We start from the raw sequence: 26,574 nt of genomic DNA on the forward strand, positions 1-26,574 counted from the left end.
ATGTACAAGTCGTTCGATGTAGCGCGTTCGAAGCCCGAAGTGAACCCGACGTCCGCCGGTGGATTCACGCCGCCGAAAGCCTTGATGTTCCATGCGATCTATCGGAATCCGGGTGGTGAGGAGCAGAGCTTCGCCAACGAATCCAAGCTCCTGAAATCGATCGGATACGAGACGGTTCAGTGCACCACCGAGAATTCCAAGATCTCCCGGGGACCGTGGGCGGCAGTCACCGCTGTTTTCAGTCCTCGCGTACTCGTCGATGCGTTGCGCATCATCCGTTCGGAGCGCCCCGACGTCATCTACGTGAACAATCTCTGGCCGGCGTTCTCGGCTTCGTTGCTCGTGGCCGCAAGAGCCGCCGCAATTCCTACGTTGCAGGCGGTTCGGAACTATCGCCTGGCCACACCGTCAGCCAAGTTGCGCGCAGATGGCACGTGCACCGAATGCGGTTCCACCAAATACTTCACGAGTTGTGTCCGCAACGGATGCTACGGAAACAGCCGACTGCAGAGCCTTGTCTGCTACCTGAGCGCTACGGCGGTCAAGCTGAGCGTCTTGGGGTGGAAGCAGCACAGGTTCGTCGCAACGAGCGCGATGACAGCACGTCTGGTCGAAGGACGACTGATCGGTTCTGGCCGCGTCGTGGTTCGTCCGAACTTCGGATTCGAAGAAAATGAACCCGAGTTTCGGAGCACTGATTCGGTTGTGTGCGTCAGCCGACTGACACCGGAGAAGGGCGTCCTGGATTTGGTGCGCAACTGGCCGCAGGGCGCTGGAAGTCCCTCGCTCACAGTTCTCGGTGACGGACCGCAGTACGGCGAGATCTCCAGCATAAGCGCAGCTCTCGACAACGTCACGCTGGCCGGATTCACTTCGCACGAAGATGTGATCGAGATACTTCGAGACAGTGCGGCGTCCGTGGTGCCGTCTCAATGGGCAGAACCGTTCGGACGCGTTGCGATCGAATCGATGTCGGTTGGCACCCCAGTCATCTACGCAACCAACGGTGCACTCGCGGACATCGTCGGACCGGGCGGAACGCCTCTCAATACCTTGGAAGAGTCGTCGATACGCGAGGCCCTCGATCGAATCTTCGGAGCGGACGATCGATCGGCGATACGCAGATCCGCTTATCGTCACTACTCGAATCGCTTCACATCGCGCAAAGCGGCGACGTCGATGCGTGAGCTCATCGACGAGGTGAGATCGTGAAAGATCGCACTCGGCATGTGACATTCATGGCCGATCAAGGGCTTTCGAGCGTCCTGACTTTTGTCGTTCTCACCTCGGTGGCACGACTCGGTGGTCCGATCGAAGTCGGCCAGGTTGCCGTGATTCAATCGGCGGGTCTGTTGGCACTGGCACTGGGGAGAGCGATCGGCGTCGACGTCTGGCTGTCGCGAGGGGCGGGGTCTGACGAGCGTGGACCGGCGTTGGCGCCCACGATCGTGCTGGCGGCGGTATCGGTGACATCGGTGTGGGCACTGTTCGTGATCGCCGGCTCGGACTCGATGAATCTCACGGTATACGCCTTGGCTGCAGCTGGTTTCGTGGTGTTGGACGTGATACGCACGATGCTGATGCACGACGGTGCGAGTTGGATCTCTGTGTCGATACAGATCGTGAAACTCTCGTTCGTCCTTATTGCAGCTTTCCTGGTCGAGAATCTGACACTTGCACTCGTGACCTATACGGTCGGTGTCTTCGTCGCGCTCGCTCTCGGTCACGCATCCATGCGTCTGGTACCGCCGGTACCGTCGATCAGGTACTCGCGCACTCACCGATATAGATCCGTGCCGTTTGCGATCGAGATATTGATGGGATCAGCTGCGCAGCAGGCGATGTTCTTGATACTCACTGTGGTGGCGTCGATCTCGATGATCGGTGAGATCAGAACTGCCCAGACACTGCTCGGTCCGCTGTCCTTGATGTTCGCGGGCATCTCGCCAATTCTGATGCGTAAGTTCGGCAGTGGTGTCGAAGCGATGAGCCCGAGCGAGTGCATGGCACTCGGCCGCCGAGTGGGCTTGCAGATCTTCTGGGTTTCGATCATCTGCGTTTCGCTGATCTGTCTCACGCTCGAGATTCGACTCTCGGGAGTGCGATTGATGGATCATCTGGTCGGGTCGCACTTTCCGAACTTGATACCGGTCATTCTGCTGTGCGGGTTGGCGGTGGCGTTCAACGGGATTCTTCTGGGCGTCGGTACCTCGATCCGCGTCGTGGACAAGACCGCAAACCTCAACACATTTCGCGCCATGCTGTTGCCTCTACAGTTTCTGATCGTTCTCGGGGCGGGACTGACCGACAGCGCCGTATACGTCGCAGGAGCATTGGCCGTGTCGGCGTGCGCCAGCGCGAGCGTCGCACTTCTGGTTTCGATGAACCGTGACGCCCGACCGAAAGTTGACCTCTCATGAAGAATCCCAACGGCGTCGTAGTGGCGATTCTGACCTTCCGTCGTGAATCGGAACTGGCTGTCTGCATCGACAGCGTCCGGGCATCGATCCAGGCTTCCGGTGCCTCCGCCCAGGTCGTAGTAGGCGACAACGATCCGGAATCCACCACGCCGACGTATGTTGCCGACGGGATCGAACGACTGCATCTCGGATTCGGCGGGGTATCTCCGGCGCGACGTGCGCTCGTCGATCTCGCCCGTGCACGAGATCGTCGTTACATCGTCTTCGTCGACGACGACGAGTACGTCGATGTCGACTGGCTGTCGAATCTCCTCACCTGCGCAGCAGATTTCGACGCAGGTGCTGTGGCCGGTCCTGTGATTCCGGTGGGTCTGCCTGCCTCGGAACTTCCATTGCACACTCGCGTTCGCCATTCGACCGGCACCCCGGTTGCGTCTGCAGGCGCTGGAAATCTGTTGTTGGACCTGAAGGCTTTGAACGGCTTGAACTTCAGTGACGACTGGGATCTACCTGGCGGCGAGGACACCGAGTTCACGCTCAGGATGAGCGCCGGCGGTGTCCGGTTGGTGTGGTGCGACGAGGCGCTTGCGTACGAACCCGTAGGCGAGGATCGGCGTCGGGATTCCTGGCTCTTCGCCCGGTATGTCAACAACGGACGAATCCTCGCGGTCTGTCAGGGACAGCTCGAGCTGCCACTGTTGGCGGCTCAGAGTGCCAAACGCGCTCTGCTCGTCCTCGCGTCGGCGACGTTGATCCCCGTTGCCTTGATCAGTCCACGGATCAAGCGCGTGGTTCTCGACAACGGTGCACGCAACATCGGTTGGTTCTCAGAGCGATTCAGCCGCAGCGATTCTCGGACGCCGCGCGCACAGAGGCTGGTGGTAGCGCGATGACACGGTTGTTGATGACGGCATACGCCTGCGATCCGAATCAGGGGAGTGAGTCCGGTGCGGGTTGGGCGCTTCTCTCGGCAGCTTCCGAACTGTGTGAGTCGATCACGGTGGTGACTCGCTCCGGTGAGGCTCCCGCATTGGAATCAGAGTGTGAACAGCTCGGTTGCGAAGTTCGTGTCGTGCGAATAGCGACTTTGCCCGCGGAAGAAGCCGGATCGTACGGTCGATACCTCCGATGGCTCTGGCACACTTCACTGTTCGTTCGGCGTGAAGCGGCAAACTTCGACGTCCTGCACCATGCAACTTTCGCCTCCGACTGGCTGCCCCCACCGGTGCTGTTCGGTGGAGCCGGCGGAGTACGACTGGTATGGGGGCCTGCTGGGGGCAACACCTACCCGCCGATGCGGCTCGCCAAGCGCATCGGTATGCGGTATCTGGCATCCACGGTAGTTCGAACCTGCTCGACGAAAGCCGTTCGGTCACTGACACACATCTTCATGTCCGGACGAGTTGACACTTTCATCGCGATGAACTCCGACAGCGGACGTGGCGCACCGCGGGCACGCAACGTCGTCGTCCAACCCAATTGTGTTCTGGGCTACGACGGAATCGAGAAGCAAGCGGTACCCAGACCGAAACGAAGACTCTTGTTCGTAGGAAGACTGTTGCAATACAAAGGAATCGACCTGATTCTGGATGCGCTCGAGCAGCTGGGTACCGAGTGGTCCATGACCTTTGTCGGGGAGGGACCCGCCCGCGGGCGGATCGAGAAGTCGCTTCCGTATCGGCGCGGTCAGATCACGCTTCGCGGATGGCGCGACAGATCGGAAGTGGTGGGCGAGATGGGGGCCTCCTCCGCTCTGCTCTTCCCGAGCATGCACGATTCGGGCGGCTGGGTGGCGGCCGAAGCGGCTGCGGTGGGCCTGCCGGTGGTCTGTTTGGATCTCGGCGGTGTGCCGACACTGGCAGGTAGGAACGCCGTGACGATCCCGGTTGCTCCGGCGTCGACTCTCGCCTCTCGTATCGCTCGATCGATTGTCGAGACCGAGCTTTCTCTCTTTGAACCGCAACGTGATTGGACTCGGTCCCGGTTGACATCGGTCTTGTCGCGCAGCTACGGCCAGTGCAATGAACGTCGACAAACGAACTCGGAAAAGTGGTGAGACAGATGAGCAGTCCGTTCGAGGTCATCGAGGTGGGTGGCATTCCGTTTGCCGCGACCAATCTCGAGAGAGCTACCGATTGGGTGGTCAACGACAGACGAGAGGGAGCCGGAACCGGAGTCTCCGTGAGGTTGTCGAATTCCTACTGCGTGTCGGCGGCGCACAGTGATCGCGACTACTCCGCGGTTTTGAAGGGTCCCGGTGTGAACTTCGCAGACGGAACCCCGGTCAGCTGGGTGATGCGCCTGATCGGCGGCACCGCCGATCACGTCGGTGTTCGACCAGTCCGGGGTCCGTCGTTCTTCGAGGCCACCCTGGACAAGGGACGCCGCGACAGCCTTCGTCACCATTTTGTCGGCACGACAGAAGAGACGTTGAGTCTCTTGACGGATCGAGTCGAGGAGTTATACCCGGGAATCAAGGTGGCCGGCACATATGCCCCGCCGTTTGCCGCGTTCAGCAAGGAGTTCGTCGACGACATCATCACGAAGGTCGATCCGACGTCACCGGACATCGTGTGGGTCGGTCTGGGTGCGCCGAAGCAGGACTTTGTCACGAAGGCGATAGCGGATCGAACCGACTACGTGGCCGTCGGTGTCGGCGCGGCCTTCGACTTCTTGGCCGGAACTGTTTCGGAGGCACCATCTTTCGTCCAGAACTCGGGTTTCGAGTGGTTGTATCGACTTGTATCCGAACCCAAACGTCTGTGGCGGCGCTACCTGTTCGGTAACTCGACATTCATACGGCTGGCATCACGTGACATACGAAAAGTCTTCGGCCGTTTGGGGGGACGCGCATGAGCGAGATCAAGACTGCCGAGCGATTCGGAGGACTACGGACCACAACCGTGGTTTCGCAACTATCAGGCGGGCTGTCCCGCAACGGAAGGAACGCAGGATGAAACGCGCACTGATTACCGGAATCACGGGGCAGGACGGCTCTTACCTTGCCGAGTTGCTGCTCTCCAAAGGCTACGAGGTTCACGGACTGATCCGTCGATCCTCGACGTTCAACACTTCGAGGATCAACCACATCTACGTTGACCCGCACGATGCGGATGCTCGACTTTTTCTTCACTACGGTGACCTCAGTGACGGAGCGCGCCTGGTGACACTACTCGCGCAGATCAATCCGGACGAGGTGTACAACCTCGCTGCGCAGTCTCACGTCAGAGTCAGCTTCGACGAACCCGAACACACGGGGAACACGACAGGTGTCGGGTCGATCCGACTACTGGAGGCGGTTCGGATGGCCGGACTCGACTGCCGGTTCTACCAGGCGTCGAGCTCTGAGATGTTCGGTGCCACACCACCGCCGCAGAACGAGGAGACACCGTTCTATCCACGCTCGCCCTACGGTGCGGCGAAGGTGTACTCGTACTGGATCACCAAGAACTATCGTGAGGCATACGGGATCTTCGCTGTGAACGGAATTCTGTTCAATCACGAATCCCCTAGGCGTGGTGAGACATTCGTGACGCGGAAGATCACGCGCGCGGTCGCACGCATCCAGGCAGGTATCGAGGATCATCTGTACATGGGCAATCTCGATGCGATTCGCGACTGGGGATATGCGCCGGAGTACGTGGAGGGAATGTGGCGCATGCTGCAGGTCGACGAGCCTGAGGATTTTGTGCTCGCCACCGGTGGCAACTACTCGGTGCGCGACTTCCTGACCGTCGCGTTCGAACATGCAGGTCTGAACTGGGAAAACCACGTTCGATTCGACGAACGGTATCTTCGGCCGACCGAGGTGGACGCACTGATCGGGGATCCGAGTCATGCCGAGCGCAAACTCGGTTGGAAGGCCGGCGTGCACACACCCGAACTGGCCCGGATCATGGTCGAGGCAGACATCGAAGCGCTCGAACACGAAGGGCGACCGTGGATCGACACTCCGGCACTTCCCGACTGGTCGGCGACGCGATGAGTGATTCATTCGCAGCGCGACCACTCGATCGAGGCGCACCGTTCTACGTGGCCGGCCACCGAGGTCTGGTCGGCTCTTCGGTGTGGCGACACCTGGAATCTGCGGGCTTCACCAGGTTGCTCGGAAAGACGTCGGCCGAACTCGATCTACGTGACCGGGAAGCTGCTTTCGATTTCTTCGCCCGCGAAAAGCCGACCAACGTGATCCTCGCAGCAGCAAAAGTTGGGGGGATTGCGGCGAATAGCACTTTCCTCGTCGACTTCCTGTCGGAGAATCTGCGCATCCAGGTGAACGTGCTCGACGCTGCCCTCGCACACGGCGTCGAGCGTCTCCTGTTCCTCGGATCATCGTGCATCTACCCGAAATTGGCACCGCAACCGATCAAGGAGGAATACCTGCTCACCGGGCATCTCGAGCCGACCAACGACGCCTATGCAATAGCAAAGATCGCGGGAATACTCCACGTTCAAGCTGCCAGGCGGCAGCATGGTCGCCCCTGGATCTCAGCTATGCCCACCAACCTGTACGGCCCGGGAGACAATTTTTCGCCGCACGGATCGCACGTACTTCCCGCCCTCGTTCGGCGTTACGACGAGGCGCAGTCGTCGGCAGTCCAGTCGGTTGTCAACTGGGGGAGTGGCAATCCGCGACGTGAATTCCTGCATGTCGACGACTTGGCGTCGGCGTGTCTGCATCTGCTCGACAACTACGACGGTGCATCGCATGTCAACGTGGGAACCGGCGAGGACCACACAATTCGCGAGATCGCCTCGATGGTCGCCGACGAGGTCGGATACACCGGCGAGACGCAGTGGGACACCTCGAAGCCTGACGGAACGATGCAGAAACTGCTGGACGTGAGCATGATTCGGGAACTCGGATGGCGGCCGACAATCGGATTGCGCGAAGGAATCGCGTCGACGATCTCGTGGTACCGCGACAACATCGGTGCCGTACGTACCTGAATCACTTTTCCCATCAACACACTTCGCACACTCTCGAGAAAGCAGATCGAGCAACATGAGCACTCGCATAGCAGTATTCGGCACGGGATACCTGGGCGCGACACACGCGGCCTGTATGGCCGAACTCGGTCACGAGGTCCTCGGAGTGGATGTCGATGCGGCAAAGCTGGAGAAACTGGCAGCAGGTGAAGTTCCGTTCTACGAGCCAGGGTTGGGCGAGGTCCTACGAAACAACATCGATCGAGGGCGACTGAAGTTCACGTCGTCGTACGAGGAAGCCGCAGAATTTGCGGACGTGTTCTTCCTCGGGGTCGGTACGCCGCAGAAGAAGGGTGAGTTCGCCGCGGACATGGTCTACGTGGATGCCGTGATCGAGACTTTGGCGCCGCTGCTCACCAAGCCCTCGGTCATCTTCGGCAAGTCCACGGTACCGGTGGGCACCGCGGAACGGCTCGGCAAACGCGCGCGGGAACTGGCACCGATCGGTGACGGCGTCGAAGTCGCGTGGAATCCCGAGTTTCTCCGTGAAGGATTTGCCGTCCAGGACACGTTGCACCCGGACCGACTTGTGCTCGGAGTCGATCGAAATGTCCGCGGTCGAGCGGAATCTGTTGCGCGCGAAGTTTATGCAGAGCTCCTCGATGAGGAGATTCCGTTTCTCGTCACGGACCTTGCGACGGCGGAGTTGGTGAAAGCGTCAGCGAACGCTTTCCTGGCCACCAAGATCTCGTTCATCAACGCCATCTCCGAAGTGTGCGAGGCCGCGGGCGCCGACGTCACAGTGCTCGCCGACGCGATCGGGCACGACGTTCGGATCGGACGTCGATTCCTCAACGCGGGAATTGGTTTCGGCGGAGGGTGTTTGCCGAAGGACATCCGCGCCTTCATGGCTCGCGCCGGTGAACTCGGTGCCGACCAAGCACTGACGTTCCTGCGCGAAGTCGACAACATCAATATGCGCCGACGTACACGCATGGTCGAACTGGCGCGGGAGGCATGCGGATCGCTTCTCGGTGCGAGAGTCGCAGTTCTGGGTGCCGCGTTCAAACCGGACTCGGACGACGTTCGTGATTCGCCGGCGCTCAACGTCGCGGGTCAGATTCAGCTCCAAGGTGCTGCAGTGAACGTGTACGACCCAAAGGCCATGGACAATTCGCGCGCGCTGTTCCCGACGCTGACCTACTCGGCAAGTGCATTGGAGGCCTGCGAAGATGCCGATGTCGTCCTGGTATTGACCGAGTGGCTCGAATTCTTGAAGTTGCAGCCGTCCGATCTCGATTCGGTGGTTCGCAACAAAGTGATCGTCGACGGGCGCAATTGCCTTTCCCCCGACGACTGGCGAGGCGCAGGTTGGAACTACCGCGGACTGGGACGCCCGTGAGCACAGGACGTCTCGTCCGTCGCAGCTGATCTATATCGAAATGAGAAAGCCCGGTTCGCCCTCGCGGTCCGACCGGCAAAGACCGCTCAGACCCGCAGTGGACATGCGTGAGCCGAAGGAGACATCAAGATGGAAATTGTCGACTACCTGAAGATATTGCAAGCCAGATGGCGAATCGTCGCTGCTGTAACCTTGCTCGGAATCCTCGGAGCCCTTGGCGCTTCTCTTCTTTCGACGCCCGTTTACCAGGCCTCGACGAGGCTGTTCGTTTCGACGTCGGCGGGTACCTCGGTCAACGAGGCACTGCAGGGCAGTCAACTTTCACAGCAGCGAGTTCTGTCCTATACAAAACTCCTGACCGGCCGAACACTCGCACAGCGGACGATCGACGAACTGGGACCGAGGGTGGTCGGCGGGATGTCGGCTGACGAGTTGGCCTCCAAGGTCACTGCGACGTCGGCGCCCGACACTGTGTTGATCGACCTCGCAGTCAAGGACGCGTCACCGGAACTCGCACGCGAGATCGCGAACACTCTCTCATCCGAATTCGTGGCATTGGCAAAGGAACTGGAGACACCCGAGAACGGCGGAACACCGCCTGCACGTGTGGTCGTCGAACAGCAGGCTCAACAGCCGACTGTTCCGGTGTCACCCAAGACTTCGCGCAACCTCGCGCTCGGCGCAGTGGCGGGACTGGTTGTGGGGATCGCGCTTGCGTTGATTCGTGATCGACTCGACAACACGGTGAAAGATCGTCGAACTGTAGAAGAGATCGCGGGTTCGGCGATGGTGGGCACGATCCCGTTCGACAAGGACGTCGAAGTCAATCACGCGATCGCTTTCAGTGACGGAAGTTCCGTGAGTGCCGAAGCCTTCCGTGAGTTGCGCACCAACCTTCAGTTCCTCGAGGTGGACCATCCACCGCGTGTCATCGTCGTCACGAGTTCGCTTCCCTCCGAAGGTAAGACGACCACGGCCGTGAACATCGCTCTCGTCTTGGCGGAGGCCGGCAAATCAGTGTGCCTGATGGAAGGCGACCTCCGGAAGCCGCGAGTATCGAAGTATTTGGGATTGCTCGGAAGTGTCGGCGTCAGTTCGGTGCTCTCCGGTCAAGCGACGCTGGACGATGTGCTTCAGCCGACCGAGTTCGACGGGCTGACAGTGCTCGCCTCCGGACCGATCCCGCCGAACCCGAGCGAACTACTCGGCACGGACACGGCCAAACATGTTCTCGAGGAACTGCGGGCGCGATACGACTACGTCATCATCGACGCCTCGCCGTTGCTACCCGTCACGGATGCCGCGGTCCTGGCCGCGATGTCGGACGGTGCCCTGGTGATCGCCCGACACGGCTCCACGAAACGCGATCAACTGGCGCGCGCGGTCGGAAACCTACAGAGTGTGGGTGCGCACGTCCTGGGCACTGTCATCACGATGACGCCGTCTCGCGGACGCAATGCGTACGAGTACAGCTACTACTACGAGTCGGACAAGTCGCTACCGCAGTTGACCGCGGTGCCCGCGCTCAACGCTCACCGAAGCGAAGTCGGCTGAGCAGCGGGCCGAGGAGATCGGCGATCTCAAGTCCGATCTCGTGAAACACGTTCTCTTCCTTACCCATCGGATCCATGACGTCCTCGGGTTCGGTGGCACGAAATCGGGGTCTGGCGGCGGCGAGGTCCTCGACAGTTCCTGCATCTGCGAGCGAGCCCAACCGTGCGGCTTCTCGAAGTGTGAACGTGCGCTTGAGCCGCGCCGGAGCCATCGCCAGGACTTTGTCTCGCTGACTTTCGGTCATCGTGAGAATGAGGTCGGCGTCCGAGGCCAGCGCTGTTGTCATGCGTCGGGCTTGAAACTCCGTGGGGTCGCCGCCGAGCCCCGCGAGAACCCTCGCAGCAGTCTCCTCGATCGGGTGTCCGACCATCGCCCGGGTTCCGGCACTCGACGCGGTGAATCCGGTGACCCCGGCTTCGGCGGCATAAGCACGTGCAAGGCGTTCGCCCGTGGGTGATCGGCAGATGTTTCCCGTACAAACGAAGAGAACGTGCATGGCAGAAGCATAGGTTGCACACGCGACGCACTCGTCGTACGCCCGATGTTGGTTTCGCGCCCACCTGGCGTACGCGTTTCGGAAAGTTCGGACGCATACCAACAACACATGAAGATGACCGTGTTCGGAACGGGATACCTGGGGGCGACCCACGCAGTGTGTATGGCCGAACTTGGCCACGACGTGCTGGGAGTCGACATCGACCAGTCCAAGGTCGACAAGTTGTCTCGTGGGGAGGTCCCGTTCTTCGAGCCGGGTCTGACCGACATGCTGGAGAAGAATCTGGCGTCGGGTCGGCTGCAGTTCACGACTTCCTACTCCGATGCCGCGGATTTTGCGGACATCCATTTCGTCGGTGTGGGGACGCCCCAGAAGAAGGGGGAGTACGCCGCAGATCTGAGTCATGTTCATTCGGTGATCGACATGTTGGCGCCGTTGTTGCGAAAGCCTTCGCTGATAGTCGGGAAGTCGACGGTGCCGGTAGGCACGGCAGCGGCTCTCGGCGAGCGACTCCGAGCGACTGCGCCGGCGGGTGGCTCGGTAGAGGTGGCCTGGAATCCGGAGTTCCTGCGTGAAGGACACGCGATCGCGGACACCTTGAGCCCTGACCGGTTGGTTCTGGGGATCGATCGTGACCGGCCGGGAAACGCCGAAGGCCTTCTTCGCGAGGTGTATGCCGAGATACTGGACGCAGGGGTGCCCTTCCTCGTGACCGATCTGGCGACGTCCGAGTTGGTCAAAGGATCTGCGAATGCGTTTCTCGCGACCAAGGTGTCCTTCATCAATGCGATTGCGGAGGTGTGCGAGGCGACCGGGGCCGACGTCACGATGTTGGCCGACGCTCTCGGGTACGACGCTCGGATCGGTAGGCGATTCCTCAATGCGGGCTTGGGGTTCGGCGGTGGTTGCCTGCCGAAGGACATTCGGGCGTTCATGGCACGCGCCGGGGAGTTGGGTGTCGACCAGGCGCTGTACTTCCTCCGCGAGGTCGACAGCATAAACATGCGACGACGGACAAAAGCTGTGGAACTGGTGACGGCAGCCTGCGATGGCAGTTTGCTGGGAGCTAACGTGTCGGTGCTGGGAGCCGCGTTCAAACCCGAATCCGACGATGTGCGCGATTCGCCTGCGCTCAACGTTGCAGGAATGATGCAGTTGCACGGGGCGGCGGTCACCGTTTTCGATCCGAAGGCAATGGATAATTCTCGCCGACTGTTTCCCACCCTTCACTACGCAACCTCCACGTCAGAAGCTTGCAGGAATGCTGATGTGGTCTTGATCGCCACTGAATGGGACGAGTTCGCCTCACTCGTGCCCGGCGATTTGGAACCGCTCGTTCGGCGGCGGGTGATCGTTGACGCCAGAAATTGCCTCGATCCGGACCTGTGGCGCGCCGCCGGTTGGAACTATCGCGGATTGGGGCGGTAGGTCGAACGTCCAGGTAGCGAAAAAATAGCTGCGAGAAGGCCTTAGGTGAGATGCGCGAACCTCGCAGACCATGCCCAGTGGGTAGACTTCCGGCCGGGGAATGACGGGGTCTGGTGACGGAACCCGTCGACGGTCGACGAAGGTGGATCATGAACTTGGTTTTGGGTGTGACGGTGGGAGCCAGCGCTGTGCGTTTGGCGCGCCCGGGGACGCCCGACCACAGTGGTCCGGTGTTCCGATCCAGAGCGGTCGATCGAGGCCGCGAGATTCCGGAGGAAGTCGCAGCGGAGGCAACCGGCGTGGCCTTGACCGAGAATGCCGACCTCGGCAGCAATACGGTCGTCGCCTACCGGGATCAAGCACAGGCCGGAGCACTCCAAGCAGCGTTCGAACAGAAAGGCATCGACAACTTCGAGCTGGTTCCCGAAGTAGTCGCGACGCTTCGAATGCTCGAGGAGTCCGGTGCGTTGACCGACCAGAGCACACTCGTCGTCGTCGACATCGGTAGTTCTGGATCGACGATCAGCATCGTGGACAGGCAGATGCGGTCTACCGTCGTCACCGCCCGGTCGACGCGGGTCAGTGGAGATCACTTCGACGAGCTCGTCTACTCGGATCAGACCGTGCGTCGCCGTATAGCTACGCCGGCCGACCCGGGCGGCGATGCCGAACTGCAGGCGCGATGCCGACTCGCGAAGGAACAGCTGTCCTCACGAAGTGCGGTGTGCCTGCCCGGCCCCGGCGGGCTTCTCCTGCTGTCGCGGGAAGTTTTCGATTCGTTGGTCGTCACGTCGGTGGAGGCCTTCGCACGCGAGATACGAGAGGTCATCGCAACGTCCGGCCGTAACCCCGACGCGATTCTCCTGATCGGTGGCGGTGCACGCATTCCGATCGTGCGGGCGACCCTCGCCGCGTGGCTGGAGTGCCCCCTCATCGCGCCCGAGCAGCCGGAACTCGTGACTGCTCAAGGCGCTGCGCTGATCGCGGAGTCGTCGATGACGCCATCGGCGCGCGCGGTATCTGCCCCGGTTCAAGTTCCGGCTGTAGCGCCGATCTTTGCGCCGTATCCGATCCACACCCCGGCGGAGGTACCCGTTCCGGTTCAGGCGTTCAGCCACGGAGGGGTCGCAACGCTCGCGGAATCGGAGCGGCCGAATGCCTTGTCCGAAGCCGCTTCCGGTACGAAGTCCGTTCCGCAGGAACAGGTGCCGAGCCCTTACGCGGCGGAACTGCCTCAGCCGCGACCGAACCGACACGAGCAACGATTCGATCCGGCCGCAGATCTCGTGGTCGCCGACAGCGACCCGGCCACGGACGGATTCGGCACAGAACGTGACGCAGACACCGAGGCCGTGATGGTTGACGCCCAGGCGTACTCGGCGATGTACGAAGGCGAGGGACCCGGGGCAGGAACCGCACACCCGTCCTGGCTCGCCGGGACACAACCCGTTGAATCGACATCCAAAGAGCCGAGAAACCCGCTACGGTTCGCGGGCCTCGGCGCCGGTGTGATCGCGGCGATCGTGATCGTGGGGCTGGGATTGGGCTACGGAGGAAAGGTCTTCGATTCCGAGGACGCCGGACCCGTGGCAACCGAGGTGACCACGACGGCACCGACGACCACGACTACCCCGCCGCCTACGACCACAACGACCCCGCCCCCGACGACGACGGAGGAAGCCCCTCCGGTCGTCGAGGCTCCGCCAGTCGTGCAGGACACTTACGTGCCTCCCGCGCCCGCGCCCGCGCCGCCACCGCCGGCGATCTACATCCCGGGGCTTCCGCCGATTCTGTTGCCGGTTCTCCCACCGATTCCCGGACTCTGAGCAGTTGATTCCTGGACCCTGAGTCGCCGATTCGTGGACTCTGGGGCCGGTTGGGCTGTTCCTGACGGGCGGCGCGGCCTTCGCAAAGCAGGTCCGGTGATCGACTTCACAGGGTTCCCGAAGGCTGGATGAGCAAATTTCTGGCTACTTTACTTTGGTGCCGAATTTCTTTGCTTTCGTGTTCCAATAACCGGGTTGTTGGTCTCTTTTCGCCCAAAAATTCAGGCAATTCCCCCTTTGAGCTGTAATTATTCGCCTTGCGAACAGTATCTTGCGACGATTTGGCTTATACAAACGAGGTCATGGTTTGCGCTCAGACGGATGACTATCCCGTGCATTCGGCGCAGATTCGTGTAGGTTTCGATTTGCTGATTGGTAGCGATTCGATGAATCTGTATCGATTGAGCATCACTGTGAGGCACACGACCGAAGGAAGCACATCATGGACAACGACGCCCCTGCGGCAGACGAGCGTATGCGTTCGGCGACGATGCGCCCCCGTGTCACGGTGATCGTGCCGGCGATGAACGAGGCGAAGAATCTGCCTCACGTGGCTGCTCAGATGCCGAAGGGAATCGACGAGATCGTGTTCGTCGATGGAAATTCGGTTGACGACACCGTCGAGGTCGCCACGATGTTGTGGCCCGACGCCACGGTGATCACACAAACGCGCAAAGGAAAAGGAAACGCCCTGGCGTGCGGGTTCGAGGCGGCGACCGGCGACATAATTGTCATGATCGATGCCGACGGGTCCACCAACCCCGGCGAGATTCCGCTCTTCGTGCAGGCACTCGTGGATGGGGCCGACTTCGCCAAGGGTTCGCGATTTATCGCAGGGGGTGGAAGTTCGGACATCACAAAGTTGCGGCGGCTAGGCAACTACGGCCTGAATTCCCTGGTGAATATCCTCTTTCGTACGCATTTCACAGACCTTTGCTATGGGTACAACGCGTTCTGGCGCAATGCACTCGACGTCATGCAGCTCCCGGATACAGGCATTGCTGCAGCTCAGTGGGGTGACGGATTCGAGATCGAGACGTTGATCAATGTTCGTGTAGCTGCCGCCGGATTGGGAATTGCGGAAGTCGGAAGCTTCGAGGCCGATCGAATTCACGGTGTCAGCAACCTCAATGCCTTCTCTGACGGAATGCGCGTGCTGCGTATAATCGGGATGGAGTGGCGCCGCCGACGCAGCGCGCGCAGGGGCGCCACCTCGCGTCGTTCCATCCCTCTCGACCCGCAAAAATTGACGTTGCCTGAGTCGATCGTTAGCTGAAGCAGGTTGGAGCGCACATTAAATCGGTTCCTGTTCGCGTCTGGTTGCCGGTTCGGAGCCCAGGACCGTCGCCAGCGCGATCAGGCCGATCAGTGAGGGGTACACCGTGAACCTTTGGATCGTGCCCATCCCGAGCATGCCGAGACCGCCGACTGTGTGGATGAAGTAGGCGCTCAGTCCGAGTACTCCGGCTGCGAGGGCGACCCATTTTGCTGGGGACGGTCTGCGGAGCGTCCGGGACGAGGTCGCGATCATGATCACGGCGGTGTTGGCCAAGACGAAATACATGTTTGCACCGATTCCATGGAGGATCGATCCGCGGTCGAGGGACGACACGGCGATCAGGATCAAACCGCTTGCCGACACGAGTAGAAAGGAGCCTTCTGTAGGCGATACGACTCGCGACTTCCACCACAATAGTGTGCCGACAGATATTCCCAGTGCAGTGGTCACGAAAGAAATGTTCATCAACCAGTACCAACTGCACACGCCCGCACGACTGTCGCAGACACGAACACCTAGTTCGCTTACGAATTGATTGCGGCGCGAGTAGTTTCCTCGCCAGCTCCACGCGGTCAAGAATTCACACACAAAAAACAGGAGTGTCGAAATCCACGCGTATCTGGCGAACAGCTCGATAATGTGCGAGGATTTGCCGTTTCCTTTGTTTGCGACGAATTCTTCGTTGTAGTCCGAGTGGATCATTCAGCGATTCCTTCTCTGAAGAACTTCAGTGGATTTTTGCATGCATTCTCGAATGCGGATCCGATTCTTTCGGCGTCGAATACATTGTCGTGAAACGAAAACGAGACATTGTTCAAGGTTCCCAGTCGTCCGACTGCAATCACGATATGTTCGGGACTTTCAGGTAACAAGGTCGCGATATAGACAGATTCTTTCGGGGTGCCGGTCAATGGAAAATTCTTGAACTGCGGAGCGCCTGACATATCGCTGTAAGCGATGCGCGCACGAGGGTGTGCCGGAGCGCTCGTCACAGCGTCTCCCACCGGCCTGCGCGTAATGCGACCGAGTCGGGACTTTACTGAAGTGGCGGCGAGATTGAGCAGCGGTCGACCCGAATCGGCCGCAGCGGAGATACCGTCCCCGACGGATGCAGGTGAGCCCGCATCGTCGAATGACAAGTCCAGGCCTGCCGCGAAGTTGGAGAGCGTCCGGTGGTTCTCGGGGAGGTACCGCCTGGCGTCGAACAGGACCTTCACGGTGTTGTCCACCTTGATACCTTCCTCTCGAAGTGCGCGCACTATGGAGGCGAAGAAGATCGACGACAACGACGCGGGAACGGCGTTTGCTTTCCTCCAAGCCGCGAGATCGCCAAGCGCAGTGGGTGACGATGTTGCGAATCCGACGTGATGGGAAGGTTGCCACTTCGCTGTAATTGGTTGTGAAGAAACCTCTTTCGGTCTCCCTGCGGTCACGCTGCGGAGAAGCTTGCCGGGGCTCGACGCATAAAGATTCCAGGAGGCAGCCGTCAGAGGGAATCGTGTCGGTTGTAGCGCAGTGCACCATTGTGGGACTTTGCCGGTACGCGTCGCAGGGTCAGCGAGCGCGCGCGTGAGATTGACTGTGGTCTGGCCGTCTCCCACTCCGTGTGCAAGTCGCACGATCAGGTATCGGCCGCAGACCGTCACCGCAATAGGCAGCGACACGTCGGCCAGGCGGACCGCAGCGGCGAGGGTGGCAGGTAGGTCTTGTGTGTGAACAGCAGGGATTTCGTGCACGCCGCGCTGCAGTGAGTCCGGTTCGAACACCCAATTCCGAGTTCGACTGCTCGGGATCAGTCCGACTCGCGCGTGTGGGCCCGCGGACGCGATCGTGCGGAGCGCAGCGCGAACTCCTTCCACACCTCCATGGTCGATTGGCCCCATTGCGACTAATGTCCAGTTTTCAACCATGGCAACGTCGAGATCGGTAACTTTGTAGCGCGTGGGCTGAATCTCATTCCGCACGGTGAGGCCTTTCTAATAGTAGAAAGTGGGGAGATATGCGACATTTCGGAAATTGTGTCCTCATGGCGCGTGATTCTTTCTTGGTATGCTAATTCAGTGACGCGTAGCGAGGTTATCAAAGTGCTTGGAGTGACGCTTTCGGAGAATGTCGGCGGAACCGATCACAGCTTCCGAAATCTAGCTCTCGTTCTTGCCTCGGAAGGTATTCAATTGTCGCTGGCAGGCCCGTCCGGAGATACCCCGACCCGGCGCTGGTGGACAGAATCGAACCTTGAATATGTTCCGCTGGAAATTCCCAAACGAGTTGGATTGCGTCCGACAAGCGGGGAAGGCTTCAACTCCAAGTATGACTTTTTCTCGCAAGTCCCGAAAAGTATGCGCGCGGTCAAGGCTTTGATCGGGAAGGTTCGTTCCTTCGATGTCGTCCATTCGAACGACTTGATGACTCACGTGGACGTCGTGCTCGCCGCGCGACTAGCAGGAAGGCCGTCGTTGCTCGAGTTGCACGACATCGTGCCCCCAGGTGGTGGGCGGCTGGTGATGAGTAGTGCGGTGTCCACCGCAAACGCAGCAGTCGCCGTGAGCGAGGCTGTATTCGAGCAGTTGGGCCCGCTGGCACGGAGGAAGGCCCGGGTCGTCCATCAAGGTGTCGACTCTGTTCGATTTAGTCCGGGAGTGGCCGATCCATCGATTCGCGCCGAGCTGTCAGCAGATCCCCGAGCATTGCTCGTGGCGGTGGTGGGGAGGTTGGACAGAGAGAAGGGCATCGGCGAGTTGATCGAGGCACTGGGGTCGTTGCGTCGATCGGGAGTTGACGTACATCTGGCTGTTGTCGGCGCACCGGCCAAGAATGACGCTGCATTTGTCGACGCGTTGCACACCTTGGCGCGGGCATCGATGCCGGGCGCCCATCGGTTCCTGTCGCCCAGAAATGACATTCCGTCGATTCTGCGTGCCGTCGACGTCCTCGCGTGCCCGTCTCGCGACGAGCCTTTCGGGCTGATCGCGTTGGAAGCTCAAGCCTCCGGAGTCCCGGTGATAGCCAGTGACAGTGGAGGATTGCGCGACTTCGTTCACGACAACAGCACCGGCGTGGTCTTCCGGACAGGGGACGTCGATTCTTTGACCGTTGCCGCACAACGGCTTCTCGGCGATCCCGCACTATGCACCCGAATCGCCGCCGAGGCGTTGGGCCGGTCCAGAGACGACCTGTCCATCGAGCGACGAGCAGATTCGTTCGCCACGACGTACAGAGCTCTGCTCCGTGACGCAGGACGGCGGAGGCGAATATCGAGGTTCGATTCGAACGGGCAGGGGTGATCATGTCTTCGTCGCCGGTTTCGAAGGTCGAATTCCTCGACAAGACAACATGTTCGGTATCCGTGGTGATCTGCGCGTACAGCATGAGTCGGCTCGAGATGCTGCTCGCTGCGGTTGATGCCGCCACTGTCCAGGCAAACGGCCCAGGCGACGAGGTCGTTGTTGTCATCGATCACAACGAGTCCATGCTTGCTCATGTTCGTGCACACGTACCAACGGGGGTCCGGGTGGTGCCCAACACTGCCGAGCAGGGCTTGTCCGGCGCGAGAAACTGCGGAATCAGTGCAGGCAACGGTCATCTGGTGGCATTTCTCGACGACGATGCGATCCTCCGAACTGGCGGGATCGACGCGATCCGAGCAACGATGAGTGCAGATCCCACGATTGCGGCAGTCGGAGGGGCAGTGCACGCACGGTACGAGGGGTCTAAGGCTCGGTGGTTTCCGGAGGAATACGGCTGGGTCGTCGGCTGCGACTACCGCGGCCTCCCACCAGACGGAGAACAGATTCGCAATCCGATCGGCGCATGTATGGCGGTTCGGCGCACCGCGCTCGAGTCCATCGGCGGGTTCTCGAGCGAACTCGGGCGGGTCGGCACGTTGCCGGTCGGTTGTGAGGAGACGCTGATGGGAATCAAGATCCGCCAGCGGGATCGCACTGCCAAGATACTGCGAGTCTGTGATTTCGCAGTCGATCATTTTGTTCCTGCCGACCGCCAGCAGTTTCGCTATTTTCGTCGACGTTGTTTCTACGAAGGTCGGTCCAAGCGAATTCTCACCCAAGCGGTGGGGAGCGCGGACGGGTTGTCCAACGAACGGGCGTACGTCGTCGGTGTCTTGAGCAGTGGAATCTTCACCGCAGCCAAGGATTCGATTCGAGGCGATCGCTTCGCGCCAGCCCGCGCGGCAGCTCTGATTTTCGGGTTCCTTGCCACCTTGCTCGGGTTCCTTTCGGCGAGAACCGTATTCGGTGGAGAGCACCTGGTTGACGACTGCGACGACATAAACGCCGATGAACTGGTGTCTGTGGTCGTGGCCACCGTCGGCCGTGATTCGCTCGCTCGGACACTGGACGCTCTGTTGGGTCAGAGCCACCACAATCTGCAAATTCTGGTGGTCGACAACAAACCTGATACCGATCGCGTGGACCAGGTCCTGTCGGCGATGGACGACGAGCGTTGCGTGATACTGAGACAACCAGTCAAAGGTGCTTCTGCCGCGCGTAATCTCGGACTTCACCACGCGAACGGGCGAATCGTGGCCTTCACCGACGACGACGCGGAGCCCGACCCATTGTGGATCGAGAAGATTTTGGACGTCTTCGTGCTCGACGCCTCCCACGAGGTTGCTGCGGTGACCGGTCGCGTTGTGGGAATTGGCATCGACACCGCCGAACAACGGTGGTTCGAGGAAGTGGGCATATTCGACAAGGGCGATACCACGACCTTGTGGGCGATGGAGACGCCGAAAATTGCTTCGATCGGATTGGGTCAGCGGGGGACTTCACCGCTTTTCCCCTACACGGCAGGCGAACTCGGTAGCGGCAACAACATGGCCTTCCGCACCGAAAGCATCCGACGTCTCGGCGGGTTCGACGAGGCACTCGGACCCGGAACACCGACGCTCGGAGGCGAAGACCTCGACCTGTTTCGGCGGGTAGTTCTTGCTGGAGCGACGCTGGTTTACGCCCCCGAGGCAACAGTAGGACACCATCACCGCGCGAGTGTCGCGGAGTTGCGGGACCAGATGTACGGCTACGGAACGGGAATGTCCGCGGTTTTGGTCAAGATCATTTCGGGCGGCGACCGGACTGCTCTGGGTTTGTTGAAGGTCGTGCCCCGAGGTGTGCGCATGCTTCTCGTTCCCGACACTGCGCGTTTCGGTGACAGAAGTACAACGATGCCCGGCGATCTCAAGCGAGTGGAACTGGCCGGGTATCTGGCCGGCCCCTATCTGTACGCTTCCAGCAAGCTACGCCTGCGTCGTAGGCGGGCGCAGGCGGATCAGTTGTCCCGATGATCGTCGGACAGGCGTCGACTAAGGGGGACGCGGAAACGAAGCGAGGTCGTCATCGAGGTGACCTCGATGACGGCGGAACCACTCGCACCGCACAACTGGGACTCGATCATGTCGTCCTCATCGCAATCGCTGTATTGACCTGTACCGCGCTGATTCTCGCGTTGCTTGTTCGCCGCGATGGAGGGGAGGGAGTTCCATTCTCACTGCGCGTGTTGATCGGGGTCGCGACGACGGTTCTGGTTCCTGGTGTGCCTATTGCACTCATGGTTCGCATTCCGGATCCAGTGATCACGACGGCAGTGGGGATAAGCCTCTCACTCTCGGTCAACATCATTGTTGCGCAGTCTCAGTTCGTTATCGGCGCATTTCATCCGACCTTGATTCAGACAGTGCTGTGCGGGCTGTCCCTCCTCTCCTGTGCGGTGGCGTGGAAGGTTATGCCCTATCGAGAGATCGGACCGCCGCGGGTAGGGCGTCGGCGAATGCTCGCCGGTGTGACGATCACGGTTGCAGTGCTCTTCTTCGCGGTGGCAGTTCGAACTCTGGACACCGCTGCCGCAGGCGCGGCAGGAATCATTCCAGAAATCGGGTGGGCGTACTACGTTGCGCTTTTCCTGGTCTCACTCGTAGCCGGGATCGCACTGACTTCGCGCAGACTCGACGCAGTAGTGCTGACTGTCGCAGCACTGACTTTGATCACATTCACGACTTTGCTGGTAAGCCTTGCAGACGGGGTGACATCAATCCCCACAGCTTACGTACATCGTGGTCTCATCGAGATACTCGTCCATTTCGGAGAACTTCCACCACCCTCCGACGCGCGCTTCAGTTGGGCTGGATTCTTCTCCGGGAGCGCCCAAATGAGTACCGCCTACGGGATTACCGATTTCACCGCCATTTTCATCTGGGCACCCGTGTTCTTCAACGCGATGATCGCGTTGCCGATCTACTCGATCGGGTTGTCGATATCACGGAGTCGACGTGTGGCATGGCTGGGCGTGTTTGTCTATTTGCTTTTCAACTGGTACCAACAGGACTACTTTGCGCCACAACCAACCGCAATGATGTTCTACACCAGCGTGATTGCAGTGCTCTTGTGGCAACTGCGTCGTGCTCCACTCCCCGTGGTCGAGGGAGGGTTGGTGGCGAGAACTGTCGGCGCATCTCGTCGCACTCCGGGGCGTGTGCCTGGACAGAGTTCGGCGCAGACCCTCGCCGTAGAGGCGATTCTGGTTGTGATTCTGGCGGCGATGGTTGTGACACACCAGTTGACGCCGATGGTGATGGTCGGTGCACTGTTGATGTTCACGCTGACGGGATCGACTCGCTATCGGTTGTTGTGGGTGGCCGCCGGCGCGCTCTTTCTCGTCTGGTTCAGCTACGGCGCAGTCGACTACTGGAAAGGCCACCTTCAGGCGTTGCTGTCGGATGTCGGGCAGGTGAGCGGCGCGGTGCAAGGCGGTGTCAGCAAACGCATCGGCTCCGGGCCGACCTACCAAGCAATGCAATATCTGCGGCTCGCAGCTACAGGTTTCATGGGATTGCTCGGGTTCCTCGGCTGGGTTCTGACACGTGGACGAAAGACGTGGTTGATGTCGGGAGTGCTGTGTGTGGTTCCCTTCGGATTAGTGGCAGTACAGAGTTACGGCGGCGAAGTGGTCATTCGGTGTTTTGTCATGGCAGCTCCGATCCTGGCTCCACTTGGCGCCGTGACAATTGTGCGTAGTGCCGCTGCGCTTCGGAACGTTCTGATGAATTCGAGACGACGGCGTGGCGGGCGTATACCGCGTGTTGTCATGGCGTCGCTGTCGATTCTCGTTCTCTCCGTCATTCTCACCGCTACTCGAGGGTTGAACACCTCATTCGAGCACTCGTCGCCTTATCAGATCCGGATTGGTGATGCACTCCTCGCGTCAGTACCGGACGGTGTCACGATCATGGCGTGGGGACCGTCCGCGCAACTGGTCTCCCCGCGAATTCTCACCGGAGTGACGGTTTCTCAAGTTGATTCGATCGATTGCCTGGACAACTTCGATACATGTGTCGCTGATCGAGATCCGGACTACGTATTCGTTGCGCAGCAGGCTTCCTCCCAGATATCCCTTCAATACGGATACCCTGCGGGAATGTTCGACGATGCCATCGCCGATATGCTCGCGTCCGGCAATTTCGAGATCGTCGTCGAGAATGCCGATGTCACCGTGCTGCGTCGCGCTGGTGCCCCCGAGATCGACCTGGAACAGCGATGACAAATCTGTTGGGAGCATGCATCTTCGGATTGTTGTTCGTTGTGCTCACTCTGATTACGGTGACGCGGGAACGGCAGGTGCCGGACCTTGGCACCATCGGCCGTGGGAAGGCTGCGAGAGCTCTTACCGTTCTCGGGGTCGTCCTGGTCCTGTGTGCAGTCGCCGTGGTGTTCTTACGATTCGACCAGATCGCGCTGATCTCGAGTCAGGAGTGAAACACATTGTTGTTCAACAAAATAACGGCCCTCGGGGGAGTTGTCGCTTTGTGCTTGTCAGTGGGGTGTTCGGTCACGGGTGACGTGCCAACCGACGCATGTGAAGAAGGACCGAGCGCGCCAGGCACCACGAATGCGCCGACAGGGGATCTGCGCGGGTGGACGCAAGTATTCGTGGACAACTTCGATCGCTGCGAGCTGGGAGAAATGTGGGGGGCGTACAGCGGCCAACCTGGGGGTGATCCTCACAGTTGGTGGGAGCCTGAGCAAGTCAGTGTCACCGAGGGGGTTTTGCGCCTGCGTGCGCAGCAGGATGGCGACCAGTGGGTCACTGGCGGTGTTTCTAACAGTGCAGTGTCGCAAACTTATGGGAAATGGATGGTTCGTCTGCGGGCGGGGGTATCGGACGAGATCAGCTATCATGTGTTGCTGTGGCCGCGAGACGAGGTATGGCCGCCAGAGATCGACATCGCGGAAAGTGTGTCGGGTCGACGTGAGTCGATGTCATCTTTCATTCATTGGTCCGACGAAGGTGAGCATCACTTCGCACAAGCGGACACAACTGGTCGATTCGACGAATGGCATACCGTCGGTGTGGAGTGGGGCCCGGGAATTGTTCGATACCTTGTCGACGATAGTGAGTGGGCTGAATTCGAATCATCTTTTGTTCCATCGACTTCCATGTGGTTGGGGATTCAGGCGCAAGCCGGGGCATGTGACAAGCAGAGGGAGTGGGGAACGGGGGATTGCCCGGTTTCGGGGTCGCCGGCAATCGCTGACATCGATATCGATTGGGTCAGCGTCTACTCGCCCGATTTCGCGGCTCTGGCAGCTGTCGAGTCTGCGCGAAGTACTGATCTCGAACTGATCGAACTGACTCCACGTCGGTAGTAGCTGTGGATTAATTGTCGCTGAAAATTTATACCTTTAGTCCCAATTGGTGCGTTATGCTCTGGTAGCAGATGAACATTCACTGCGACTAGACGGTGGCATGATGGTAAATCCACGGCAGCGTGTTTCGAAGCGGTTCTTCGGTTGGCTCAATCTTCTTCTTCTGTCTGTTCTTGTGGGAATAGTGCCGCAGGCAACTGTGAGCGCAGCTCCGCTGTGTTCTTCGGTAGCGAGGTCCGGTACCAAACCTGCTCCGGTCGGGAATATTTCGACCTGGCCGAAGTGGCGCCAGATCTTCATCGACAACTTCGACCGGTGTTCGCTGGGCGGGGACTGGGGTCCTTACTATGGTGCACCAGGTGGCAATTCGGCGAGCTGGTGGGATCCGTCGATGGTTCGCCTCGACGGTGGCAAGTTGCAGCTTCGTGCGCAACAAGTAGATGGTCGATGGCTCACGGGTGGGGTTTCCAACTTCACCCGCGCGCAGCAGTATGGCAAATGGGAAATGAGATTTAGGGCAGACAAGTCCGACGAGATCAGCTTCCATCTTCTGTTGTGGCCGAAGAATGAAATATGGCCCCCCGAGATCGACATTGCGGAAACTGTTGACGGAAACCGGAAGTCGATGTCGGCGTTCGTACACTGGAATACACCGACAGATGGATTCGGTCAGGGGCAAGCAGACATCACAGGCGACTTCAGCAACTGGAATACGGTGGGAGTGGAGTGGGGGCCAGGAATTGTTCGCGGCACTCTCAACGGTCGCGTGTGGACTACGTTCGAATCTGCAACCAAGGTTCCGGCGACGCCGATGTGGCTCGGACTGCAAACCGAGTCCGGGGCCTGCGCGCGGAAAGTGGCGTGGGGAGTGGGGTCCTGTCCATCTGCGGGTACGCCTGCGGTCTCGAACGTCGAAATCGATTGGGTGAGCGTCTATGCCCCCGGCTGGTGATCGACCGTCGATTCGTTGGATTCGATTTGAGTCGGAGTACGTGCGGCGCGTCGCAACATTCCGACCAGTGGAACCGAAACAATTGCTGCGGAGAGAATTTCGGCCGCGAGGTAGGACCAGCCGACACCGGCTATGCCGACGTGAGGTGTCAGGACAATTGATCCGGCGATGACCACGATGGTGTTGAGTACTTGCGCAACAACAGCCGAGCCCATTCTTTGGTACACCCTGGCGAGTGCGTTGTGTAGAACGACGAGTGCGGATATCGGAATGATGATCGCAGACAAGCGAAGTAGGGTCGTGCCTTCTGTCCGATAGTGATCGCCGACGGATCCCAGCGCAACCGGTGCCACGAGTGCGAGAAAGATTGCACCGAGAACGGCGAGTCCGGACAGTAGTGCGATGAATCGACGGGTCAGTGACTGTATCTGCGTCGGAAAGGCGCTCGCCTCTGAGACGAATGGGCCCATGAGCATGTAGAAGAGTACGAACAGGGCGCTCACCAATGCCCAGGTTATCGCGAAGTATGCATTCTCCTCCGCGCCGAGAAGTGAAATGACAACGAGCGGCACTGCAAGCGGGGCAAGGGAACCGAGCGTCATGAGGCCGTACGAGTGGCCGAAGTACGACCACAGTTCACGTGCAGGGGGAAGTGCCGGTTGGGCCGCGGACTCACCTCGCGTGCGCAGTTTCCGACGTATCGCAACACCGAGGACCAGGGCCGCGATCGCCGCCGACCCACCCCAGGCTCCGACGACAGCAAGTTCATGCGCTGTGAATGCCAGTGACGCGACAAGAGCTAGTTTGGCGATGGCATGAACGATGTTCTTCGCGGCTGACCACCTCGCAACTCGAAGACCGTTGGTGGTCTGGTCTTCGAGGGCGAACAGCGCGAGGGTAACGACGAGCCCTACATACGAGAGCATGGCCCACCCCGAGGAGAACAGTTTTTCACGTGGACCGAACATCAACAGTGCGGTGGCGAGGATTGTCGCGAGGAGCGCTACGAGGAGATATCCGCGCGCCACCAGTGCGCCGGCACGGCTTCCTGCCAAAGGTAGGAATCGCTCGTACATCGATCCGAGGCTCAACGTAGACAGAGTGGACAGTACCACCGCCGAATTGATCACCGCAGATGCCCGGCCGACAACGTCGACCGGATACATCCGAGCTGTGACTGCCCAGAACACCAGCCCGAGTACTGCCGTGACGGCGCCCGAGATCAGCACGGCGATCGAGTCGTACTCGAACTTGCGCTTGTCTGTAGCTGGCGTTTCTGGTGATGCCACGGTTGTGACCGGTGATGAGTGCGTCATGTCCACTTTCGGAAGTCGATCTTCCGATGCTACTTGCCAGTAGTTAACTTGTGCATGTCGACGGGTCGGTCAAAATTGCTCTATTGAGAATCGTTGCACTTCAAGGCGGGTGATAGCGCGAATAAATTGTGAACTTCCATGTGCGAGCGATTTGCCTGATGCGACCGACTGGTCGGGTTTGTGCAGTCCAGTACGATGGCGCCGTGGCTAATGGCGAGGGCGAAGTATGTGCATGCGGTCATGCAGAGGTGGCACACAGCCATCATCGTGCGGGAACCGACTGCGCCCTCTGTGACTGCGTCAGGTTCAAGCGTC

Annotated in this window: 22 protein-coding genes; 18 read left to right on the forward strand and 4 right to left on the reverse strand. The window is 59.9% G+C overall.

Annotated features, from left to right (window positions below):
* The 9 genes from GN300_RS17480 (at position 1) to GN300_RS17520 (ending at position 10,305) form a co-directional block, all read left to right on the forward strand.
* Positions 1 to 1,212, forward strand: coding sequence for a glycosyltransferase family 4 protein (locus GN300_RS17480; protein ID WP_058038962.1), 1,212 nt, complete (start codon positions 1 to 3; stop codon positions 1,210 to 1,212).
* Positions 1,209 to 2,420: a hypothetical protein gene (locus GN300_RS17485; protein ID WP_063314868.1), complete on the forward strand. Its 1,212-nt coding sequence runs from the start codon at positions 1,209 to 1,211 to the stop codon at positions 2,418 to 2,420. Before GN300_RS17480 ends, GN300_RS17485 begins: the two co-directional genes overlap by 4 nt.
* Positions 2,417 to 3,313: a glycosyltransferase family 2 protein gene (locus GN300_RS17490; protein ID WP_063314867.1), complete on the forward strand. Its 897-nt coding sequence runs from the start codon at positions 2,417 to 2,419 to the stop codon at positions 3,311 to 3,313. The genes GN300_RS17485 and GN300_RS17490 overlap by 4 nt, the downstream gene beginning before the upstream one ends.
* On the forward strand, positions 3,310 to 4,476 hold the full coding sequence (locus GN300_RS17495) for a glycosyltransferase family 4 protein (protein ID WP_054187550.1): 1,167 nt from the start codon (positions 3,310 to 3,312) through the stop codon (positions 4,474 to 4,476). The genes GN300_RS17490 and GN300_RS17495 overlap by 4 nt, the downstream gene beginning before the upstream one ends.
* A gap of 5 nt (positions 4,477 to 4,481) precedes the next feature.
* Entirely contained in the window at positions 4,482 to 5,276 is a 795-nt protein-coding gene (locus GN300_RS17500) for a WecB/TagA/CpsF family glycosyltransferase (protein WP_063314866.1), read from the forward strand.
* A gap of 97 nt (positions 5,277 to 5,373) precedes the next feature.
* Positions 5,374 to 6,405 (forward strand): GDP-mannose 4,6-dehydratase, encoded by a 1,032-nt coding sequence (gene gmd, locus GN300_RS17505; RefSeq protein WP_003943655.1) that lies wholly within the window; start codon positions 5,374 to 5,376, stop codon positions 6,403 to 6,405.
* Entirely contained in the window at positions 6,402 to 7,370 is a 969-nt protein-coding gene (locus tag GN300_RS17510) for a GDP-L-fucose synthase (RefSeq protein ID WP_063315139.1), read from the forward strand. The genes gmd and GN300_RS17510 overlap by 4 nt, the downstream gene beginning before the upstream one ends.
* Before the next feature lie 55 nt (positions 7,371 to 7,425).
* Entirely contained in the window at positions 7,426 to 8,751 is a 1,326-nt protein-coding gene (locus GN300_RS17515; protein WP_063314865.1) for a UDP-glucose/GDP-mannose dehydrogenase family protein, read from the forward strand.
* Between the two features lie 129 nt (positions 8,752 to 8,880).
* Complete coding sequence (locus tag GN300_RS17520; protein WP_054187547.1) at positions 8,881 to 10,305, forward strand: polysaccharide biosynthesis tyrosine autokinase; 1,425 nt, start codon at positions 8,881 to 8,883, stop codon at positions 10,303 to 10,305.
* On the opposite strand, the gene GN300_RS17525 is transcribed toward GN300_RS17520, so the two are convergent.
* Positions 10,277 to 10,801 carry a protein tyrosine phosphatase gene (locus GN300_RS17525; protein ID WP_063315138.1) on the reverse strand — a complete coding sequence of 175 codons (525 nt, stop codon included), beginning with the start codon at positions 10,799 to 10,801 and terminating at the stop codon, positions 10,277 to 10,279. The two genes, GN300_RS17520 and GN300_RS17525, sit on opposite strands and share 29 nt — an antisense overlap.
* Before the next feature lie 108 nt (positions 10,802 to 10,909).
* On the opposite strand from GN300_RS17525, the gene GN300_RS17530 reads away from it, so the two are divergent.
* The 3 genes from GN300_RS17530 (at position 10,910) to GN300_RS17540 (ending at position 15,331) form a co-directional block, all read left to right on the forward strand.
* Positions 10,910 to 12,229, forward strand: coding sequence for a UDP-glucose/GDP-mannose dehydrogenase family protein (locus GN300_RS17530; RefSeq protein WP_063314864.1), 1,320 nt, complete (start codon positions 10,910 to 10,912; stop codon positions 12,227 to 12,229).
* A gap of 149 nt (positions 12,230 to 12,378) precedes the next feature.
* On the forward strand, positions 12,379 to 14,055 hold the full coding sequence (locus GN300_RS17535; RefSeq protein WP_233405664.1) for an Hsp70 family protein: 1,677 nt from the start codon (positions 12,379 to 12,381) through the stop codon (positions 14,053 to 14,055).
* A gap of 442 nt (positions 14,056 to 14,497) precedes the next feature.
* Positions 14,498 to 15,331, forward strand: coding sequence for a glycosyltransferase family 2 protein (locus tag GN300_RS17540; protein WP_054826884.1), 834 nt, complete (start codon positions 14,498 to 14,500; stop codon positions 15,329 to 15,331).
* Between the two features lie 18 nt (positions 15,332 to 15,349).
* Here GN300_RS17540 and GN300_RS17545 read toward each other — a convergent pair whose 3' ends face one another.
* On the reverse strand, positions 15,350 to 16,036 hold the full coding sequence (locus tag GN300_RS17545) for a DUF998 domain-containing protein (protein WP_058038970.1): 687 nt from the start codon (positions 16,034 to 16,036) through the stop codon (positions 15,350 to 15,352).
* Entirely contained in the window at positions 16,033 to 17,193 is a 1,161-nt protein-coding gene (locus GN300_RS17550; RefSeq protein ID WP_007726654.1) for a hypothetical protein, read from the reverse strand. The genes GN300_RS17545 and GN300_RS17550 overlap by 4 nt, the downstream gene beginning before the upstream one ends.
* Before the next feature lie 234 nt (positions 17,194 to 17,427).
* Between GN300_RS17550 and GN300_RS17555 the strand changes: the two genes are divergently transcribed.
* The 6 genes from GN300_RS17555 to GN300_RS17575 all read left to right on the forward strand — a co-directional run bounded on the left by GN300_RS17555 (position 17,428) and on the right by GN300_RS17575 (position 24,943).
* Positions 17,428 to 18,618 carry a glycosyltransferase family 4 protein gene (locus tag GN300_RS17555; RefSeq protein ID WP_063314862.1) on the forward strand — a complete coding sequence of 397 codons (1,191 nt, stop codon included), beginning with the start codon at positions 17,428 to 17,430 and terminating at the stop codon, positions 18,616 to 18,618.
* Between the two features lie 2 nt (positions 18,619 to 18,620).
* Positions 18,621 to 20,636, forward strand: a complete 2,016-nt coding sequence (locus tag GN300_RS17560) for a glycosyltransferase family 2 protein (protein ID WP_047269050.1) — start codon at positions 18,621 to 18,623, stop codon at positions 20,634 to 20,636.
* On the forward strand, positions 20,633 to 22,885 hold the full coding sequence (locus tag GN300_RS17565) for a hypothetical protein (protein ID WP_063314861.1): 2,253 nt from the start codon (positions 20,633 to 20,635) through the stop codon (positions 22,883 to 22,885). The genes GN300_RS17560 and GN300_RS17565 overlap by 4 nt, the downstream gene beginning before the upstream one ends.
* Positions 22,882 to 23,100, forward strand: coding sequence for a hypothetical protein (locus tag GN300_RS17570; protein ID WP_007726658.1), 219 nt, complete (start codon positions 22,882 to 22,884; stop codon positions 23,098 to 23,100). Before GN300_RS17565 ends, GN300_RS17570 begins: the two co-directional genes overlap by 4 nt.
* 207 nt (positions 23,101 to 23,307) lie before the next feature.
* On the forward strand, positions 23,308 to 23,991 hold the full coding sequence (locus GN300_RS30005) for a glycoside hydrolase family 16 protein (RefSeq protein WP_082893210.1): 684 nt from the start codon (positions 23,308 to 23,310) through the stop codon (positions 23,989 to 23,991).
* Between the two features lie 103 nt (positions 23,992 to 24,094).
* Entirely contained in the window at positions 24,095 to 24,943 is an 849-nt protein-coding gene (locus GN300_RS17575) for a glycoside hydrolase family 16 protein (protein ID WP_233405665.1), read from the forward strand.
* On the opposite strand, the gene GN300_RS17580 is transcribed toward GN300_RS17575, so the two are convergent.
* A complete protein-coding gene (locus GN300_RS17580) occupies positions 24,925 to 26,232 on the reverse strand; it encodes a lipopolysaccharide biosynthesis protein (protein ID WP_230691577.1) in 1,308 nt (435 codons plus the stop codon). The genes GN300_RS17575 and GN300_RS17580 overlap by 19 nt on opposite strands.
* Positions 26,233 to 26,574 lie beyond the last annotated feature (342 nt).

This window comes from Rhodococcus sp. Ni2 (assembly GCF_021352185.1).
GTDB lineage: Bacteria > Actinomycetota > Actinomycetes > Mycobacteriales > Mycobacteriaceae > Rhodococcus_F > Rhodococcus_F qingshengii.